An 18,276-nucleotide genomic window follows, 5' to 3' on the forward strand; every position below is an offset into this window, starting at 1 on the left:
CCGCCTACCTCCCTTTCACCGTTTGTACCGCCTTCAGGGCGGCGGCTGTACCGGACTGGGCCGAACGCATCACATCCAGGGGCATGCGCGCGCAACCAGCAGCAAAAATACCGGCCTCTTCGCCGCCCGCCACAAAGCCTTCTTCATCAAGAGGCAGAGGCAGAGGCGCGTCTTCTCCGGCCAGCGAAGGCTGCATGCCCGTGGCCAGTACAACAAGGTCATAATCAAGGGTGAGCTTTTCAGCACTCACGGCGTCTTCGGCAGTGAGGCGAACCTTGTCGCCTTCGGCCTGCACGACGTCAGCCACCTTGCCCTTCACGAAGCGTACGTTGGGCATGGCCCTGACCTTTTCAAGCACTTTAACGTAGCGGCCAGGAGCACGCATATCGATGTAATACACCGTAATCTGCGTTTCGGGGCTTTGCTCGGCCAGGTACTGACACTGCTTGAGCGTGGCCATACAGCAAATGTAGGAACAGTAGTTCAGGTGATTCTGATCGCGTGAACCGGCGCACTGCACAAAGGCCACATGGTGGGGGCGGCGTCCATCGGTGGGGCGCACGATGCGTCCGTTGGTGGGGCCGCTGGGCGCGGCGAGGCGCTCAAGCTGCATGTTGGAAATGCAGTTCTTCACGTTGCCCGCGCCAAGGTTGGTGAGGCGGGTCACGTCATAGGGCTTCCAGCCAGTGGCTACAACGACAGCGCCCACGCTGAGGTCAATCTCGCGCGGCTCTTCATTCACGTTCAGGAACTGGTTTCCGGCAATGCGGGCCTTGTCGGCCTTGGAAAGAGCCTGCTTGTCCAGCGTGTAACGGCTGGGGAAGGCAAAGGGCATAGCCTTGAAAAGAGCCTTGCGCCGGGAAAGGCCAAGGTCAAATTCGCTGGGGGTTTCACCGTCCAGACTGGATGCCAGCAGGCTGAAATCCACGTTGTGGGGCGCCGTGTGGCGCGGTTCAATGCGCACCTTCACGGAATAATCGCCCTTGACCCCGCTGAAGCCGACGACTTCCGCCTGGGTAAAGAACTTTACACGCGGATTTTTCCTGATGCGCTGGAACTGGATTTCCAAGCCGCAGGAGGGAGGACAAAGTTTGGGAAAATATTTGTTGAGCTGAGCCACGCGGCCCCCGAGCCAGGGCGACTTTTCGACGATATAGACGTCGTGCCCCAGTTCCGCCGCTTCAATGGCGGCTGTAAGGCCTGCAAAGCCGCCGCCCACGACGAGAATGGCATTGGACATCCTGGATATCCTCCTGCGTTGTTGCATAGCGGCTTGAAGAAGTGCCAACGGCCTTCCGCCGCAGAAAAAGGAGTGGCCGCATCCGGCCGGTCCTTACGGGCTCCGGCTCAAACCGGCTGCCGTCAGTCAGCCGCATTGCATGAATGCGGCGACCCAGAGCCGTGCCCGATTGCCCTCAAGACGCTGTCTCCCCATAACCGGCAAAACTCCCGCTGGCATTTTCCGTCCAGCGGGGAGCGTGAAGGCCAAGCATAACACAAAGTTGCAGGCTTGGCATCCGGACTGAACGTGCCGGAGCCGGACCGCCGCCGCATCCACGGCAACGCCCTTGTCTTCACACTCTCTACGTTTTTTCGCACAAGATATGGCTGCGCATATGCTCCAGCCAAGGGGGCGGCCATAAGGCCGCCCCTTTAGTGCTACAATGCCGCCGACTAGTCGGGGATGATCTGGTGATAGGGCTTCTTGAAGATCTTGGTCTCGCCAGTGGCGGGATCATACTTGGAGTTCACGAAGCACTTCCACTTGGTGTCGTCCAGGGCCATGAAGTCCGCACGGTAGTAGAAGCCGGGGTAACGGGATTCTTCGCGGAAGGAGATGTGCTGCATGTGCAGGCGCACCGTCCACAGGCGATGATAGTTTTCCCAGCAGCGCAGAAGTTCATGCAGGTCACGGGAAGCCAGCTTGAGGGAGTCTTCTTCCATCATGGCAAGCAGGTTGAAGCCCGTGTCGAGCAGAGCCTTGGAGGTGGTGTAGTATGTGCTCACGCCACCGCCGTATTCGTCGGTGCACTTCACGAGACGCATCATGAAGTTCTTGGGCGTGATGTAGTGCGGGTTCACGACGGGGTCGGTGGAAGCGTCTTTGCCCGCCAGGAAGTTGTAGTAAGGACGGTAGATCAGCTTCTTCAGTTCGTCGGCGGTTTCCTTGAACTCGGGCTTGAAGTCCTTGTGATCAAGGCACCAGCGCACCATCTGCTTGCCGGCGATGCGGCCTTCAGCATGGGAACCGGAAGAGAACTTGTGGCCGGAAGCGCCCACGCCGTCGGCGCAGGTGAACAGACCTTCAACGGTGGTCATGCGGTTGTAGACCTTACCGTTGGCAGCGCGCACCTTGTAGTCTTCGGGCACCCAAGCTTCGTCGGGACCGGACACCCAGATGCCGCAGCAACCGGAGTGGGAGCCGAGCAGGTAGGGTTCGGTGGGCATGATTTCGGAACCGCGTTCTTCAGGAGCGGTATTGGTGCAGGCCCACAGGTTGGCCTGACCAACGCACATGTCGAGGAAGTCTTCCCAAGCTTCGGACTCAAGTTCCTTCTGCTGTTCTTCATTAAGAGTAGCAAAGGTGGTCTGCAGGGCAGTCTTGGTGTCCATGTAGATGGGGCCACGGCCTTCGCGCATTTCACGAAGCATCATGTGGTTACGCAGGCATGTCGGAATGACATGGCCCTTGGCGTAGCCGCGATCTTCGTAAGGCTTCAGCATGGCACGGTTGGTCACGCAGTAGTCTTCGCCCTTGCTGTTGGTGGCTTTGGCCTTGAACAGAAGGAACCACGCGCCCACGGGGCCGTAACCGTCCTTGAAGCGGGCGGGCACGAAGCGGTTTTCCATCATGGTCATTTCAGCGCCAACCTGAGCGCACATGGTGTAGGTGGAGCCGGAGTTCCACACGGGGTACCATGCACGGCCCATGCCTTCACCAGTGGAGCGGGGACGGTACACGTTCACCGCGCCGCCAGCGGCCACCATGATGGTGTTGGCTTTGAAGATGTGCACTTCGTTGGCGCGCAGGTTGAAGCCCACGGCGCCGGCGATGCGATTGGGGGTATTTTTGTCGAGCAGCAGCTTCACGATGAAGATGCGTTCCATGATGCGGTCTTCACCCAGCACGTTCTTGGCAGCTTCGGCCACGATGCACTTGTAGGATTCACCGTTGATCATGATCTGCCAGCGGCCGGAACGCACGGGGGCGTCGCCTTTGCGCAGGCTCTTGCCAGCGGCCTTGGCAGCGCCGCCGTTCATGTTGTGGCCGTCGTCACCCTTGATCCAGCAGGGCAGGCCCCAATCTTCGAACAGATGTACGGAGTCGTCAACGTGACGGCCGCAGTCGAAGATAAGGTCTTCGCGAACCAGGCCCATAAGGTCGGTGCGGACCATGCGCACATAGTCGTCAGCGCTGTTGTCACCCAGGTAGGTGTTGATGGCGGAAAGGCCCTGGGCCACGGCGCCGGAACGCTCGAGGGAAGCCTTGTCGCAAAGCAGAATTTTCAGGCCATGCTTTTCGCCCCAGCGCACTGCTTCGAAAGCGGTGCCGCAGGAACCCATGCCGCCGCCCACGATGAGCAGGTCAACCGCATGTTCTTTCACTTCGGGTTCGGCAATGGCTACGCCCTTGGTCGCTTCCTTGACGGGAATCATAGGCATAATGGTATCTCCTTATCGCACTAGCGGTTGCAAAAGCCTAGCGGCCAATTTCCATGCAGGTGAGAACCTTATCGGCTTCCAACATTTCAAACTTCTTGCCGAGCACTTCCTTGGGAGCAACCAAGGCGGTTTCGGTGAAGAGCAGTTCGTCTTCGATGTTGGCACCTTCGGGATGGCCTTCAAAAGGCTTGATGGAACCTTCCGGCGTGGTACGAATGGGGAACTTGAAACGCTTCACATTGCCGTTACGGAACTGAACCGTCCACATGATAGAGTCGGCCGAGCGCATGGGGATACAGGTTCCGCCCATGGGAGCGAAGTCAGCGTAGGGGCGAGCCGTAATGGCACCCTGGGGGCAGATCTTCACGCAGGAATAGCATTCCCAGCAGGCATCGGGTTCCTGGTTGTAGGCCTTCATTTCCTCTGCATCGAGGATCATGAGGTCGTTGGGGCAAATGTACATGCAGGCCGTCTTTTCGCCACCCTTGCAGCCGTCACATTTGGACGGATCGACATAAGTCGGCATACGTATCCTCCAACTCAGTAAAAGTGTTTGAAAACCCGCCGGGTTCGGCGTGGCGTGGCGGCAGAAACCGACACGCCGGGGTTAGCCGAGCGCTTTCGCAACGATTGTTGGGCGAATGGCTTGCGCAATTAGTAACAAGCACTTGGCGTCCGAGTCAACCCCCCTCTGCAAAATTTCGTGGAAACTTCACAACGCCAAACCACGAATAATCAATAAAACCGGTTAGATAACACTCTTGTGAAAAAAATTCTAAACCCCATTTCCAGACGCTCCCACGCAGAGTCCTCGCGAGCCAACCCTTGCAAGAGAAGCCATTTCAAGCTAACACGCTTGCACAGAGAAAGGAAGACTGTGACACCCTATTGTCACATATTTCCGCCAACCCTCTGGTATTTCTTACAACGTATACGCATTTGCGATACCCTTCCATTTTTCCTACAGGAAAGAGCATGACTGACCATTCCAACGATTCACGCGGCTCACGCCCCGCTCGTGACGCTCGCGATTCCCGCGATTCACGCGGCCCCCGTACTCCCCGAGACGCCCGCGACAGCCGCGATTCCCGAGGTCCCCGTCCCCATCGGGATGCCCGCGACGCACGCGACTCACGGGGCCGTGACGACGGAACGCAACGCCGCCCCCTGCGCGAAACTGTCTGCGAAATAGACCGCGACATCCTGCGCCTGCTGCTGCGCCGCCACAACATTCTGACCCGCATGCGCGGCGACAAATCACGGCTTGATTCCGCCGAAGAAAAAATGCTGCGCGAATCGTGGGAAGGCGCAGTGGCCCGCATCAGCCGCGACGCACGCCTTTCTGGCCACTTTTTCTCGCTGATGCAGGAAGTGGAATTTTTGCCCCGCCCCCTGGGCGAACGGCTGGTTGAAGCCGCTGAAGGCTCTGAGAATGGCGCAGGCCGCGATGGCGAAGCTCCTGCGGCCCAGGAAGGCCCCGACAAGCGTATTGCTTTTAACCTGGCTCCCCCTGCCAAACCTGTGCGCCTGCGCATGCAAGCGCCCCTGGCCTGCCGCGCCACCCGCGCGTGGCTTATGCTGGCCGCAGCAACAGGCCAGCCTACGCGCCTGAACCCCTGCCTGATGAACGATCCCATTGTGGACTGCGTCAAGATGCTTATTCAGGTGGGCGCTTCCCTTACCCGCGAGGACGACGGCGTCACCGCCCGGCCCGCCGTGGCCCTGGCCGCGCCCGACAAGGTTTTTTACGTAGGCGACAGCGCGTGGAACTTCTATCTCTTGCTGGGACACTATCTAGGCCGCCCCTCCCGCGCGAAGTTTATGGGCGAATCCAGCCTGAAGCTGGCTGATCTTTCCGCCGTGCGCCATTTTCTGCCCGTCATGGGCGCGCGCCTTGTGCATGTAGTGCCCAAGAGCGATGGCCTGCCCGCCCGGCTTGAGTGCTCGGGCATCATTCCCGATTCCGTGGTCATGCCTGCGGATACGCCCGCAGAACTGGCCGAAGGCATCCTGCTGGCCGCGCCCGGCTACGAACACAGCCTGATGATGGACCTCACGAACCATCCGGCCCAGAAGACCATTCTGGCCCGTACCCTGCCCATACTGCGCACGGCTGGCGCGGAAGTGAGCGTTGAGGGCGGCGTGGTGCGCATCCACCCGACAAAACTGGAGATTCCTGCGCAGCCCGAGCTGCCGATGGAACCGGAACTGGCCCTCTTTCTGCTGGCTCTGCCCCTTGCTCTGGGCGGCGAAACCAGCCTTGCCGGGCAGTGGCCCCAATGGCCGAACGCCGAGGCTGGCTGGAAGCTCCTGCACAGCCTGGGGCTTGACCTGCAGCAGTACAATGGCAAGGACGGCAACGAAGTCAAGGCTGCCAGCGCGGCTCCTCTCAAGGACTTCAGCCTCGCCGCACTGCCTGCTGATCTGCCTGCTGACTGGGCCCCGCTTGCTGTGGGTCTGGCCGCCTGTAGCGCCCTGCGTGGGGGACAACCCACTTTGCCCGAGCTTCCTCAGGGAACAGACCCGTATGAAGTGGAAAGTTTTCTTAATGCTTTGGGCCTGGAACAGACCAATGAAAGCAGATTGTGCAAAAATGAACAATCTGGAGTTAAGGCCGGCTGGAACGCCCCGTCTCCGGCATGGGCGATGGCCTTCTCATTGGCCGCTTGTGCCAAACAGCACCAGAAGCTCGGCAACCCCGGCGTCATGACTGGCCTGTTCCCGGCATTCTGGGTCTTGTACAACTCCTTGCCCGAACCCCAGCCGCGCCGCGCCGCTGCCGAAGCCGCCCCGACTGCTCCGCCCCGTCGGCGCATCATCACAGCCTCAGTGGCCGTGCCGCCAGAACTGAAGGAAGAAGACGATTATTAAAGGCTGGTCTCTAGAGCAGATTAACTTTGAAAATATGTATTTTCTAAGTTGAAATACTCTAGCGGATCCGCCCCGAATATAAAAAAGCGGCCCTTTTCATGACGGAAGAGTACTTTTGTACTCTTCCGTCATGAAAAGGGCCGCTTGACGTACAAACCAGATAAAACGTGCCAGAACAGATTATTTTTGAATGCCACACGATGCAAAGGAGTCATGCAGCCGAGCATACAATGTTCGGCATAATCCACACAATGTTGCGTCGCACGGCGCTTCCTACAGGGTCAGAGCATTTAGGTTTTTCAAGGTGAAGATGCTCTAAAACCGCTCCTGACCAGCTCGACGTCAAATTGCCAGAACATCCGGCAGCGTGCCATTGTCGCCTTCCGGCGGATTCGAAATCGCGTCCGCACACATATGGAGGCACAGCCTGCGAGGCTGCTGACGGTTCGCTGACTGTGCCCCTGCTTTATTGCTGCCTTACAGAAACATGTGTTACTTGGTCAGAACGTGGCTACGCCAGTTCCAGTATCACTGCAGCCCTCCAGAAGCCCTGTGACTAGGGTGTCCGCCGCCAAGAACAGCACGCGACGCTTCAACGAACGGACAAGCACACCTCGTTGAGAGTCAATCCAGAAGCCCGCTGCCCACACAGGAGAAGTGCCACCATGCCCTGCCGTCTCTTCAGGCCCGCCGCCTCAATCTGCATGTTTATTTTGTTTTTTTTGCTTGCTGCGCCCGCAGTGAAGGCCTGCACCCTGTGGGCAGCCGCAGGAAACGTTGTACAGGGCGGCGGCACGATTATAATAAAAAACAGAGACTGGACGCCGGGTGAAAGTCAGCGCCTTGAAATTTTCAGGCCAGCGGGCGGCTATTCCTATGCCGCGCTTATGGCCACGCGCGAGATAGTAAAATCCACGGGTAGGCAAGAAGAAATCGACCGCCCGGTGGCGGGCATTAACGAAAAAGGGCTCACGGTCATCAGCGCAGCGGCAAGCAGCCTGCCGCGCAGAGACCGGCAGGCCGCGGGCGGTAACACAAAGCTTATGGCGCAGATACTTAACCTGTGCGCCACAGTGGACGATGCTATGGCTCTGGATCGGTCCCGCTTTCGCGGCCCGCTTTTTCTGATGCTTGCAGACAAGAATAAAATAGCTGTTGTTGAGATTGGCCTGGAAGGAATGGTGGCTTGGCGCACACAGACAAACGGCGTGCTGTACCATACGAATCACTATCTTGAGCCTGCCCTGCAACGGTTCAACAGAAGCATCGGCGAAAGCAGCACCGCCCGGTACGCGCGTATTGCCGCTCTGCTGCAAAACAGTCCCACGCCCTACACTTTTTCCGACTTGCTGGCCTTTACACGCGACCAGGATGCCGGGCCGGACGACAGTATCTGGCGCACGGGGTCCACGCCGACATCTACACGGACAGTGGCGGTTTTTGCGGTTTCTCAGCCCAAATCCGGCGAAGCGGAAATCTATGTGCGTTTGCTTGAGGAAGGCAAACCGGAACATGAAGAAACGTATTCGCCGGATTCGCTGTTGCAGCCCGCTGGCAAAAGGCAGTAGGGGCTGATTCCAAACAAATAATTTTGTGCCAAGGGCAAGAAAAAGGGGAGTTTTACGGGCGAAGTGCACTCTCAGGGCACATCACTGAAGTAAAAACGGCCTTTTGACGCAGCCACCTAGACAAAAGAATTGTTTTGAGACAGCCCCTGCCCCGGCTCATGTAAAGATTTTCTGGCTCAACGGATAAAACTGACAAAACAACTTTGACAACAACGGCCTGTGCCTTCCTGTCATACAAGAAAACAGGCCGCAGCGGCATCCTGACGGCAATGCGCCCATGCAGCCTGCAGAAAATCCCAGCTTGGACGCTTGCCAGCGTTCAGGGGCCAACTCAGGCCGTTCTTGCCCTTAGCTCCTTCTGACCGCGCCTTCTCACACTACCCACGGCCTTAGAAATAGCCGACGCTGGCGAAAGTGACCGAAATTCCCTAGAGCAGATTAACTTTGAAATGCACTACATTTCAAAGTTGTCATTCTACCGAAAATGCGATTTTCGGCAGAATCCACGCCGCGTTGCGGCGCGCTACACGCTTGTGCAGCGTTAGAGCATTTAAACTTTTTCAAAGTTAAAATGCTCTAGGTAATGGCCGGACAGCTTTTGCCAATACATTTCCGCGTAAGGGGGTGTGTTCAGTTGCAACCAGACTGAAACGACAAAACCTCCGGGGTTGCCTTGTTGCGGCGATCCCGGAGGTTTTGCTGCTATAAAAACTTGTGGCGCAGACGCTTGAAACAAGCCTGCCCTGCGCAAATCAACGTTGAAAACCTGCCCCCGAGGCTCAAGGCACGCTTGTAGTACCGCTCATCGCGCAAATACAAAGCATTCACGCCGCCACGAAGGAACGACCGCTTGCGCAGCCCCAGAGCATTTCAGGGCAAAAAGGCTCTATTTCTTGGGTGCGGCCTTTCGTTGCCAAAGCGCAAAGTGCGCCAAAGCCATGCCGCCGTGGCCAAGCACATACAACGCCACAGACCACACAAAGAATTTGTGCACACTGAAGACGGTCAAAAGAGAGCGATCGTTGCTCCAGTCATCAAACCACCACAGGCCTGAAAAAATAGCCAGCAACAGGGCGCACATGCCAAGCCCCTGCACACAGGCGGGCAAGCCCTTGGGCCGGGGGCCGACGATCTTGAACTGCGCAGCCGTGCGCAAATCCTTGACCAGCTGGTCGGTGTCGCCCCAAAGATAGGGAAAAAAGTTGCGCAGGCCGCGCTTTTTAATGCTGAGCACCACAAGGCTGATACCCAGAACGCACAGAAACATGCCTATAATGATATGTATCCAGGCCAGGGGCGAGGGGCCGTAAGGCATCACGACCATGACCGTACTGAGCAAAAATTGCAGTAGTACCAGCACTATGACGCTGGCATGAATACAACGCAGCAGGGGCGGCTGAAAAAAACCCAAAAATTTCCACAGCAATGCGCCCTGATCCACAATTTTTTCTTTTACGGTCATGCATTTCTCCTGAGGTCCGGGGCCAGGCATTCATGCCGCCGCCAGCCGCTGTCCGATCGCGGCATGGCACCGTGTCGCAAGAAAGGCCGAGCCTGTTATTTGAAAGGCAATCCTCCACAATGACGCCATAAAATTTTGTTCCCGGCGGGACTGAGTCCGCCGGGGCAATTTTCAGTGCAGCAATACCCCGGCAAGCGCCGGAGCGTCGTTTATCGGAGGCCAGCCACTTCGTACTTGTGACCAGCCAAAAGAGCGGTAAGTTCTATGGCTCCGGGCAACTGCAACCGGAAGCATTTTACGCAAAATATTCCGGGTGCTTCCGTGGGCAGATCAGCTTTGAAATGCATTACATTTCATCGTTGTCACTCTGCCGAAAAATGCGATTCTTCGGCAGAATCCACGTCACGTTACGGCGCGCGTCACTCGTGTGCAGCGCTAGAACATGTAAACTTTTTCAAAGGTAACATGCTCTAGTGGCTGCAAGAGCAATGCAGCATATGCTCCATTTTTTCTTTCTTGGTGCGCAGGTAGTATTCGTTTTCAGGGCAGGCTTCCATTTCAATGGGCACGCGCTCGACAATTTCAATGCCATACCCTGAGAGACCTACGATCTTTTTGGGATTGTTGGTCAAAAGCCGTATTTTGTGGATGCCGAGGTCTACCAGCATCTGCGCGCCAGTGCCGTAGTCGCGCAAGTCCGGGGGAAAGCCCAGTTTGCGGTTGGCTTCAACGGTGTCGTAACCCTGGTCCTGCAAGGCATAGGCGCGGATTTTGTTGGCCAGGCCAATGCCTCGCCCTTCCTGACGCATATAAAGCAGCGCGCCGCGCCCTTCTTTTTCAATCTGGCGCAGGGCCGCGCCAAGCTGGCCGCCGCAGTCGCAACGCAAAGAGCCAAGAGCGTCGCCCGTGAGGCATTCGCTGTGCACGCGCGTGAGCACCGGTTCCGGCCCGCTAAGATCACCCTTGACCAGGGCCAGATGCGTGCCCTGCTCCATTTCGCTCTCATAGGCATATACGGTGAAGTCGCCGAATCTGGTGGGCAGATGCGCCTTGTCCACATTGCGCACGGAAACCTGACCGCGATTCAGGCGGTGACGAATGATGTCCTTCACTGCCGCTATCTTGAGGCCATGCTCTTCGGCAAAAATTTCCAGATCGGGCATGCGCGCCATAGTGCCGTCATCGCGCATGATCTCGCAGATAACCGAGGCGGGCTTGAGGCCTGCCATTTTTGAAAGATCCACGCCGCCTTCGGTCTGCCCGGCGCGTGAAAGCACGCCGCCCGCTCTGGCACGCAAAGGAAAGACGTGCCCTGGCGTCACGAGGTCTTCAGAACGCACGTTGTCAGCTACTGCCGCCAGAATGGTAGTGGCGCGGTCAGCAGCGGAAATACCAGTGGTAACGCCCTCACGGGCTTCGATGGATATGGTGAAGTTGGTGCCGAAGCGTGAACCGTTGCGCTGCGTCATCAGGGGCAGGTCTAGACGGTCAATGAGCTCTGGTGCCATTGGCAGGCAGATAAGACCACGCCCGTACTTGGCCATGAAATTGATGGCCTCGGGGGTCACAAACTCGGCGGCCATAGTCAGGTCGCCTTCATTCTCCCGACCTTCGTCGTCCACAAGAATGATCATCTTGCCCTGCCTGATATCGGCAATGGCTTCCTCAATGCTGCACAGTGGCATGATGCGTCCTTCGTTTAACCCGCACTCGGGCTGTGAATATTGTAATTTATCTAAACTATGGCTGGTGCGGCCTTCTGTCAACCGCGCGCCTGCCCTCAATTTTCTTCAGTGGCAGATGATGTGGGGCGCAGTCCCACTTCGGCCAGCAGATCCTGCAAAGGCCGGCCCAGAAGAAAAGGCAACAGGGCAGCAGGCACGCCAGCACGTTCTACGCAAAGCTGACGAAAGGCAGCGTCTGCACGCACAGCCTCGCCCAGATCACCCAGCAGGGCCTGCCGTTCCTCCCCTTCTTCCATCCCCTCGCCGTAGCCTTGTGTGCCGCGCGGGGTGAAACCAAGGCGGGCGGCTGCTTCAAGTACTGGAGCCACGAGGCTTTGCTCTTCGTGGGCGGCAATAAGGTCGGGCAAAAGTGCGCGCGTTCCCGCGTTGAGATCAGGAAAACCGGGCAATTGCGCTTCCCCGCCCAGGGCTTTGAGGGCTCCGGCACGGTCCAGCAAGGGTTCGCTGCCCAGCAGGGTTTCCAGCGGGGCCGTGTCCATACAGAAAAGCGCCGAACACTGGACCGGGCGCTGGGCATAAATGGCGCAGCCAGACCCGTCGCGGTAATAGCGGCAACGCCAGGGATGCGCCTGCCCGCCGAGACCAGCCACCTTGATGTGTTCTTTTTCCAGCGGGCGCAATTCACCGCGCGCGTCGTCACGCGCCCATTCGCCCACTCTCAGGCAGACCAGACTTTCCAGCGTCAAAACGCCGCCCACAAGGCGCGGGGCGTCTTCCACCATAAGAGTGGGGCCGCCACGCAGACAGCACATGCCGCAACGGCGGCAAACAGGGGCCTCAAGGGGCGAGGACATGTCTTGTGAAATCATTGTATCTCCGAATTGGCATGCCCGCCAAAGTTTGGGGGCAGCGCGCATGCCTGTGACAAGCCAACATATACGATAATTGCTCTAGGTGTAGCACCGCACAAACTTGCAGCGCGCCCTGAACATCGCTGAGGATACTATCCTCAACGCAAAAATTCCCTGGTTGGTCCGAGTGCCTACCCGCTTCACGGATTTACGGCAAGCCCCGGAACCGTCTTCCTTCACGGTTACACAGACGCGCCGTGCGCGGCATCGCCGCCCGCAGTGGTGCCAGTGCCGCTGTTCTTTCCGCCAGTTCCCGTGGTTTTGTGGAACCGCCCGCCCCAACGCTTGCCCAGGTCGCGCGAGAGCTTTTCCATATAATAATAGTAGACGGGCGTAATGTAGAGCGTGACTATCTGCGAAAAACACAGACCGCCAACCACTGCCATACCCAGAGGCCGCCGGGCCTCGGCCCCAGCGCCAATGCCGATGGCGATGGGCAGAGCGCCCATAAGCGCAGCCACTGTCGTCATCATGATAGGCCGAAAACGCACATGACAGCCGCGCGTAATGGCCTCCAGCGGTTCCATGGCCGGGTCATGCCGCTGCGCCTCAAGGGCGAAGTCCAGCATCATGATGGCGTTTTTCTTCACGATGCCCAACAGCATAATCACGCCCACAAATCCATAGAGGTTCAGGTCCATGCCGAACAGCCAGAGTGTCGCCAGTGCGCCAAAGCCAGCCGAAGGCAGACCTGAAAGAATGGTCAGCGGGTGAATGAAACTTTCATACAAGATGCCCAGCACCAGATAGATGACCACAATAGCCAGCACCAGCAGCCAGCCCATACCCGTCAGCGAGCTTTGAAACGCCTGGGCCGTGCCCTGGGATTCTGCGCTCACCGTGTCGGGTAGCAAGGGCTGCGCTGCGGCTTCAACTGCGGCAACGCCCTGCCCCAGCGATACGCCGGGGCGCAGGTTGTAGGAAATGGTCACCGAGGGGAACTGGCCGTTGTGGTTCACGGCAATGGGGCCTACGCCCGGCTCCATTTTGACAAGGGTATCCAGGGGCACAAGGCTGCCGTTGGCAGCGCGCACATATAGCCGCGACAAGGCCGAACTGTCTTGCTGAAACTTTTTCTGCAATTCCACAAAGACCGTGTAGTCGTTGGTGGGCGCGTAGATGGTGGAAATTTCACGCGAGCCGTAGGCCGATTGAAGCGCCAGATCTATCTGGTGCGGGCTGACGCCCAGCGCCGCCGCACGGTTACGGTCAATGGTGACGCGCAATTCGGGATTTTTCAGTTGCAGGTCGCTGTTCACGTCCTGCACCTGCGGCAGGGCGCGCAGGGCGTTTTCTATTTCCTGGGCGCTGTCGTACAAGGCTTCCATATCTGGCCCGGAAAGCGTGTATTGATAGAGCGCCTTGGACGAACGCCCTCCCAGATTGATGGCCGGGGGCACGCGCACAAAAACCCGCATGGAAGGCGAAATATTGAGTTCACGCCGCAGCTGTTCCGCCACCTGCTCAATGCCGGGCCTTTGGTCGTGGGGTTTGAGCGGCATAAGCAAAATGCCGTTGTTCATGCTTGGGCTGCCGCCAACAATGCCCACGATGGAATTGTACATGGCCAGATGCGGATTTTTTTCCAGCAGCGGATCAAGGCTGTGCTGCGCGCTGACCATGCCCTCGTAGGATACGCCCTGTTCCGCCTCGGTGCTGGCCACCAGCATGCCCAGATCCTCCACGGGCAAAAAGCCCTTAGGCATGGCCATGCCAAGCCAGACCGTAAGCGCCAGCAAAACCAGCGAAGCCGTGAGTGTTTTCAGGCGATGGTGCAGCACCACGTCCAGAGAGCGGGCATAGAGAAGGTTAAGGCGGTCAAAACCGCGTTCAAGCCAGCCGTACAGCCCCTGCCCGGCGCTGCGGCCAGCCTTGTGCGCCCCTTGCGCCTTGAGAAAGTACGCGCAGAGCATGGGCGTAAGCGTAAGCGACACCACGCCCGAAGCCAGAATGGCCGTGATGATGACCACGGCAAATTCCCGGAACAAACGCCCCACAATGCCGCCCATAAAAAGTACAGGAATAAACACCGCCGCCAGAGAAATAGTCATGGACACAATGGTGAAGCCAATTTCCGCCGAACCGTCGTAGGCCGCGGTGAGCGGATCCTTGCCCATCTCCTGATGGCGCACGATATTTTCCAGCATGACGATGGCGTCATCCACCACAAAGCCCACGGCCAGAGTAAGGGCCATTAGCGAAAGGTTGTCCAGGCTGTAGCCCAGCACGGCCATGATGGCAAAGGTAGATATGACCGACATGGGCAGGGCAAGGCTGGGAATAATGGTGGCGGGCAGATTGCGCAGAAAAATGAAGATAACAAGCACCACCAGAAAGACCGTGAGCACCAACGTAAATTTAACATCCGCCACAGAATGGCGGATGGACTCTGAACGATCATAAAAAACTTCCAGTGATACAGAAGGCGGCAACTGGCGCTCAAGACCCGGCAGCAGCGCGCGGATGGCGTCCACCACCTGCACGGTATTGGTGCCGGGCTGACGTTCCACGGCAAGGGTAATGCTTGGCACGCCGCCGTTGCCCCAGGTGATCTGCTTGTCCTGCTTGACGCTGTCCACCACCTGACCAAGATCGCTCAGGCGCACGGGCGCACCGTTGCGGTAGGCCACCACCGTATCCTGAAAGGCGCGGGCATTCAGCAGCTGGCCGGAAGATTTGATGGCGCTGGCCCTTTGCGCGCCTTCCAGCGCCCCAGTGGGCAGCATGCTGTTGGCAGCGGCAACAGCGTCAGCCACTTCATCAATACCCAGACCTCGTGAGGCCAGTTCGTCCGGGTCAAGCTGCACGCGCACGGCGTATTTTTTCTGCCCGTACACCACCACCTGCGCCACGCCGTCCACCATTGAAAGCCTTTGACCTATAAGGGTGTCGGCATATTCATTGAGGGCATACAGTGGCAGGGTCGAGGACGACACGCGCAAGTACAGGATGGGCATGTCAGCCGGGTTGACCTTGCGGAAGCTGGGCGGCGTGGTCATGCTGGACGGCATGCGCCGCTGGGCGAGGCCTATGGCCGATTGCACGTCCAGAGCCGCCGCATCGATATTGCGGTCAAGGGCAAACTGAATGGTAACGCGAGTCCGGCCTGTGGAGTTGACCGAAGAAATGGAATCAATGCCCGCAATGGTGAAAAATTCCTTTTCCAGCGGAGTGGCCACGGATGCCGCCATTGTTTCCGGGTCAGCTCCTGCCAGATCGGCCATGACCTGAATGGTGGGAAAGTCCACATTGGGCAGATGGTTGACGGGCAGATTTTTGTAGCCCGTCATGCCGAAGAAAAGCATGCCGAGCATAAGCAGCACCGTGGCTACGGGGCGGCGAATGAATATGGCGGCTATATTCATAATTTTTCCTACGTCAACTGAGTATCAGGCGCAAGAGCAAAAACAGTCCAAGACCGCAGCACAGGCCGCCAATAAGCTTGCGCAGCACTCCTGTGGGGATGCGTTTCGCCACGGCAACCCCGGCAAAAAGTCCCACAAGGGCCATGAGGCAAATGTAGGGCAAAATGGCAAAATCCACATGCCCGTCAGCCACGTTGCCAATGGTGCCAAACAGAGCCGTGGTCACCTGATAGGGCATGGCAAGCCCCACTGCCGTCATTGGCGAAACCCCGGCGATAATCATCCAGGGAATGGACACCACAGGCCCGCCCGCGCCCGTCAGGCCTGCCAACAAAGCCGTCACGGCTCCGATGCAGAAAAAACCCTTGCCGCTCTGCCAGAACACGCTGCCGCTTCCCGGCTTGGGAGGGCGCAGGGCGCACAGTCCGGCGAAGATGATAATACAGGCCAGCAAGGCCACCAGAGGCCCGGCGGGCAGTATGGCGTTGAGCAGGGCTCCGGGCCAGGCTGCCAGGCTGCCTGCCATAAAGGGCAGCGCCTTGCGCCAGTCGATATGGCCGAGACGGCGGTACATGAACGTTCCCACCAGACCCACAGGCAAAAAAGAAGCCAGGGCCGTGCCCATAGCCATGTGCGTTTCCTGCCCGCTGAGCAGGATAAGCGCCGGAGGAATAAGGATGCCACCAACCCCGGTTATGCCCACCAGAAAACCCACCAGCAAGGACACAAAATACAGCACGATCATAAGCATGAGCAAAGCCTCAAAAAATAAAAAGACACACAAGAGCCAGAAGCCACAGGGCCAGTCCGCCGTAAAGCGCGCTTTGCCGTAACAGAGCGCACAGAGCCAGCAGGCGGGGCGCATCCCACACAGCCAGCGAAACAGCATGCTCTTCCCCTTGCGGGGGCGGCCCCAACCAGGGTTTGTTCACCAGTTCTCCAAAATACACCGAAGGCCCGGCCATACACGCTCCGCACAACCATGCGCACGCCGTCATGGACCAGCCGGAATTGGGGCTGGGCATGCCCGCAGCCTGCCGGGCCACCACTGCCAGCCCGGGCCAGCCGCCATCCCAACGGCCGGGTAAATACGCAGCGCCCAACGCTGTTGCAGACAGTGACAGGCCGCAACCTTGCGGTTGGTTGGCGTTACAACCTGTGTCATGCCCCGCGCTGTGGTCAGCATTACAGGCCGTACCATCGCCAGCGCCCTGCCCTGTGCCGCAGGCTCCGTCATGCGCCGTGTCGTCCTTGGGGCGGCGCGCCCGGTTCTGCGATAAATAGTGCCCCATATTTAGCGCCATATTTCGCACCAGGCTCCAGCGCTTGAACAGCGCACCTGAATCGCCGTGCCTGCCAGCCTGGCATTCAGCTTCAAGCTTTTGCCGCACCAGAAAAAGAACGTGGACCAGCCCGGCGCTCAACGCCGCCAGCCGCGCGGGCACAAAGGCCAAAACGTCATCGGACCGCGCCCCGGCCCAACCGAGCCAGCGCCACTTTTCCGTCATGTAGCCCCACATGGAATCCGTGGTACTCACGGCCTTGTAGCACCAAAGGGCTACCGGACCACCCACCAGCAGCCAGAAAAACGGCGCGGTAAAGGCATCCGTAAGATTTTCAGAAAGCGTGTCGGCCAGCGTTTTGCGCATGAGGGGCCGATCCATTGCGCTGGTGTCGCGGCTTACCAGCCACGAAAGCGCTTCGCGGGCCCCGTTTTCCGGCGCATGCTCCACTCTTTCCAGAACCAGCTGGCCCGTTTGCAGCAGACTGCCCATAGCCAGCCCGGCCCAGGCAAGATAGACAGCCGCCAACAGACCCAATATGGGCAAAGATACCGCAACCCAGACAGCAAATCCCGTACAGGCAATGAGCGCCAGCAGAGCAACCGCTCCGGCCAGCCTGCCCCGGCCACGTTCACGCTCGGGTCCTGCCGCCCGCATAAACCGCCGCGCAGGGCGCTCCAGCAAGTCCAGTAGCTTGCCCACAAGGCAAACCGGGTGCCGCCAGGGCAAAGCAGGATCGCCGAGCCATAAATCCAGCACAAGGGCCAGAGGGGCCAGCCACCAGCACTCCCACACAGACCAGGGAAAAACAAGAGACAGCCCGTGAGGCAGGCTCACTCCCAGTTCTCCATAAGATTCGCCTTGGCCAGAGCCGCATACAGCACAATGCCTGCCGACGTGGACAGGTTGATGCTGCGCACGCGCCCCTCCAGCATGGGGATGCGCACGCGGTGTGGCGAAAGCGCCAGAATGTCTTGCGGCAGCCCGCGCGTTTCAGGCCCGAAAACCAGAAAGTCGTCGGGCTCGAAGGCAAACCGGTGCACCGCCGCGCTCGTTTCGGCAGCTTTGGCCGAGGTGAATATAAGCCGCCCCGCCTTGTCACCCGCACCGGAGCCTTCCATAAAGGCTTGCCAGTTGGGCCATACCTTCAGATTTACGTTGGGCCAGTAGTCCAGGCCAGCGCGCTTGAGGTAACGGTCTTCAAGCTTGAACCCCAAGGGTTCGATAAGGTTGAGCGTCACGCCTGTGGCGGCGCAGAGACGGGCGACATTGCCCGTATTGGGGGGAATTTCCGGTTCGTAAAGAACTATCTGCATGATTCTTGTACTCGCACGCCCGCCAGCTTTCTGCGGGTAGATTTCTTTGGGAGTGCGATACTAGGGCGTATATGGATGCTTTTCAAGGGGCGGGGCAATACGCGACTCTGCCGCTGCCGCATTTCGGGCGACATTCAGGCCGCGACGCTGGT

The 18,276-nt window shown here is 58.6% G+C and carries 12 protein-coding genes; 2 read left to right on the top strand and 10 right to left on the bottom strand.

What is annotated here, in order from left to right:
* Positions 1-4: 4 nt before the first annotated feature.
* From HNQ38_RS07395 to aprB, 3 genes are all read right to left on the bottom strand, one after another.
* Positions 5-1,240 (bottom strand): CoB--CoM heterodisulfide reductase iron-sulfur subunit A family protein, encoded by a 1,236-nt coding sequence (locus tag HNQ38_RS07395; protein ID WP_183718987.1) that lies wholly within the window; start codon positions 1,238-1,240, stop codon positions 5-7.
* Positions 1,241-1,674: 434 nt separating this feature from the next.
* Positions 1,675-3,663, bottom strand: a complete 1,989-nt coding sequence (gene aprA, locus HNQ38_RS07400; RefSeq protein WP_183718989.1) for an adenylyl-sulfate reductase subunit alpha — start codon at positions 3,661-3,663, stop codon at positions 1,675-1,677.
* Positions 3,664-3,700: 37 nt separating this feature from the next.
* Positions 3,701-4,189: an adenylyl-sulfate reductase subunit beta gene (gene aprB / locus HNQ38_RS07405; RefSeq protein WP_183718991.1), complete on the bottom strand. Its 489-nt coding sequence runs from the start codon at positions 4,187-4,189 to the stop codon at positions 3,701-3,703.
* Between the two features lie 449 nt (positions 4,190-4,638).
* Here aprB and HNQ38_RS07410 point away from each other — a divergent pair, with 449 nt between their 5' ends.
* Both HNQ38_RS07410 and HNQ38_RS07415 read left to right on the top strand, forming a co-directional pair.
* Positions 4,639-6,534 (top strand): 3-phosphoshikimate 1-carboxyvinyltransferase, encoded by a 1,896-nt coding sequence (locus HNQ38_RS07410; protein ID WP_183718993.1) that lies wholly within the window; start codon positions 4,639-4,641, stop codon positions 6,532-6,534.
* Between the two features lie 665 nt (positions 6,535-7,199).
* On the top strand, positions 7,200-8,102 hold the full coding sequence (locus HNQ38_RS07415; protein WP_183718995.1) for a carcinine hydrolase/isopenicillin-N N-acyltransferase family protein: 903 nt from the start codon (positions 7,200-7,202) through the stop codon (positions 8,100-8,102).
* An 886-nt stretch (positions 8,103-8,988) separates the two neighbouring features.
* On the opposite strand, the gene HNQ38_RS07420 is transcribed toward HNQ38_RS07415, so the two are convergent.
* From HNQ38_RS07420 to HNQ38_RS07455, 7 genes are all read right to left on the bottom strand, one after another.
* Positions 8,989-9,564: a cytochrome b/b6 domain-containing protein gene (locus HNQ38_RS07420; protein WP_183718997.1), complete on the bottom strand. Its 576-nt coding sequence runs from the start codon at positions 9,562-9,564 to the stop codon at positions 8,989-8,991.
* A gap of 470 nt (positions 9,565-10,034) precedes the next feature.
* Positions 10,035-11,249, bottom strand: a complete 1,215-nt coding sequence (locus HNQ38_RS07425) for a bifunctional 3,4-dihydroxy-2-butanone-4-phosphate synthase/GTP cyclohydrolase II (protein WP_183718999.1) — start codon at positions 11,247-11,249, stop codon at positions 10,035-10,037.
* 95 nt (positions 11,250-11,344) lie between these two features.
* A complete protein-coding gene (locus HNQ38_RS07430) occupies positions 11,345-12,118 on the bottom strand; it encodes a YkgJ family cysteine cluster protein (RefSeq protein ID WP_183719002.1) in 774 nt (257 codons plus the stop codon).
* Positions 12,119-12,342: 224 nt separating this feature from the next.
* The gene (locus HNQ38_RS07435; RefSeq protein ID WP_246388044.1) at positions 12,343-15,525 is read right to left on the bottom strand and encodes an efflux RND transporter permease subunit; all 3,183 of its coding nucleotides are present in this window, start codon (positions 15,523-15,525) and stop codon (positions 12,343-12,345) included.
* Between the two features lie 13 nt (positions 15,526-15,538).
* Complete coding sequence (locus tag HNQ38_RS07440) at positions 15,539-16,276, bottom strand: sulfite exporter TauE/SafE family protein (protein WP_221277845.1); 738 nt, start codon at positions 16,274-16,276, stop codon at positions 15,539-15,541.
* A 10-nt stretch (positions 16,277-16,286) separates the two neighbouring features.
* Positions 16,287-17,645 (bottom strand): CobD/CbiB family cobalamin biosynthesis protein, encoded by a 1,359-nt coding sequence (locus tag HNQ38_RS14195; protein WP_343060128.1) that lies wholly within the window; start codon positions 17,643-17,645, stop codon positions 16,287-16,289.
* A complete protein-coding gene (locus tag HNQ38_RS07455; protein ID WP_183719004.1) occupies positions 17,642-18,124 on the bottom strand; it encodes a tRNA (cytidine(34)-2'-O)-methyltransferase in 483 nt (160 codons plus the stop codon). The genes HNQ38_RS14195 and HNQ38_RS07455 overlap by 4 nt, the downstream gene beginning before the upstream one ends.
* Positions 18,125-18,276: the final 152 nt, after the last annotated feature.

This window comes from Desulfovibrio intestinalis, assembly GCF_014202345.1.
Lineage (GTDB): Bacteria > Desulfobacterota > Desulfovibrionia > Desulfovibrionales > Desulfovibrionaceae > Desulfovibrio > Desulfovibrio intestinalis.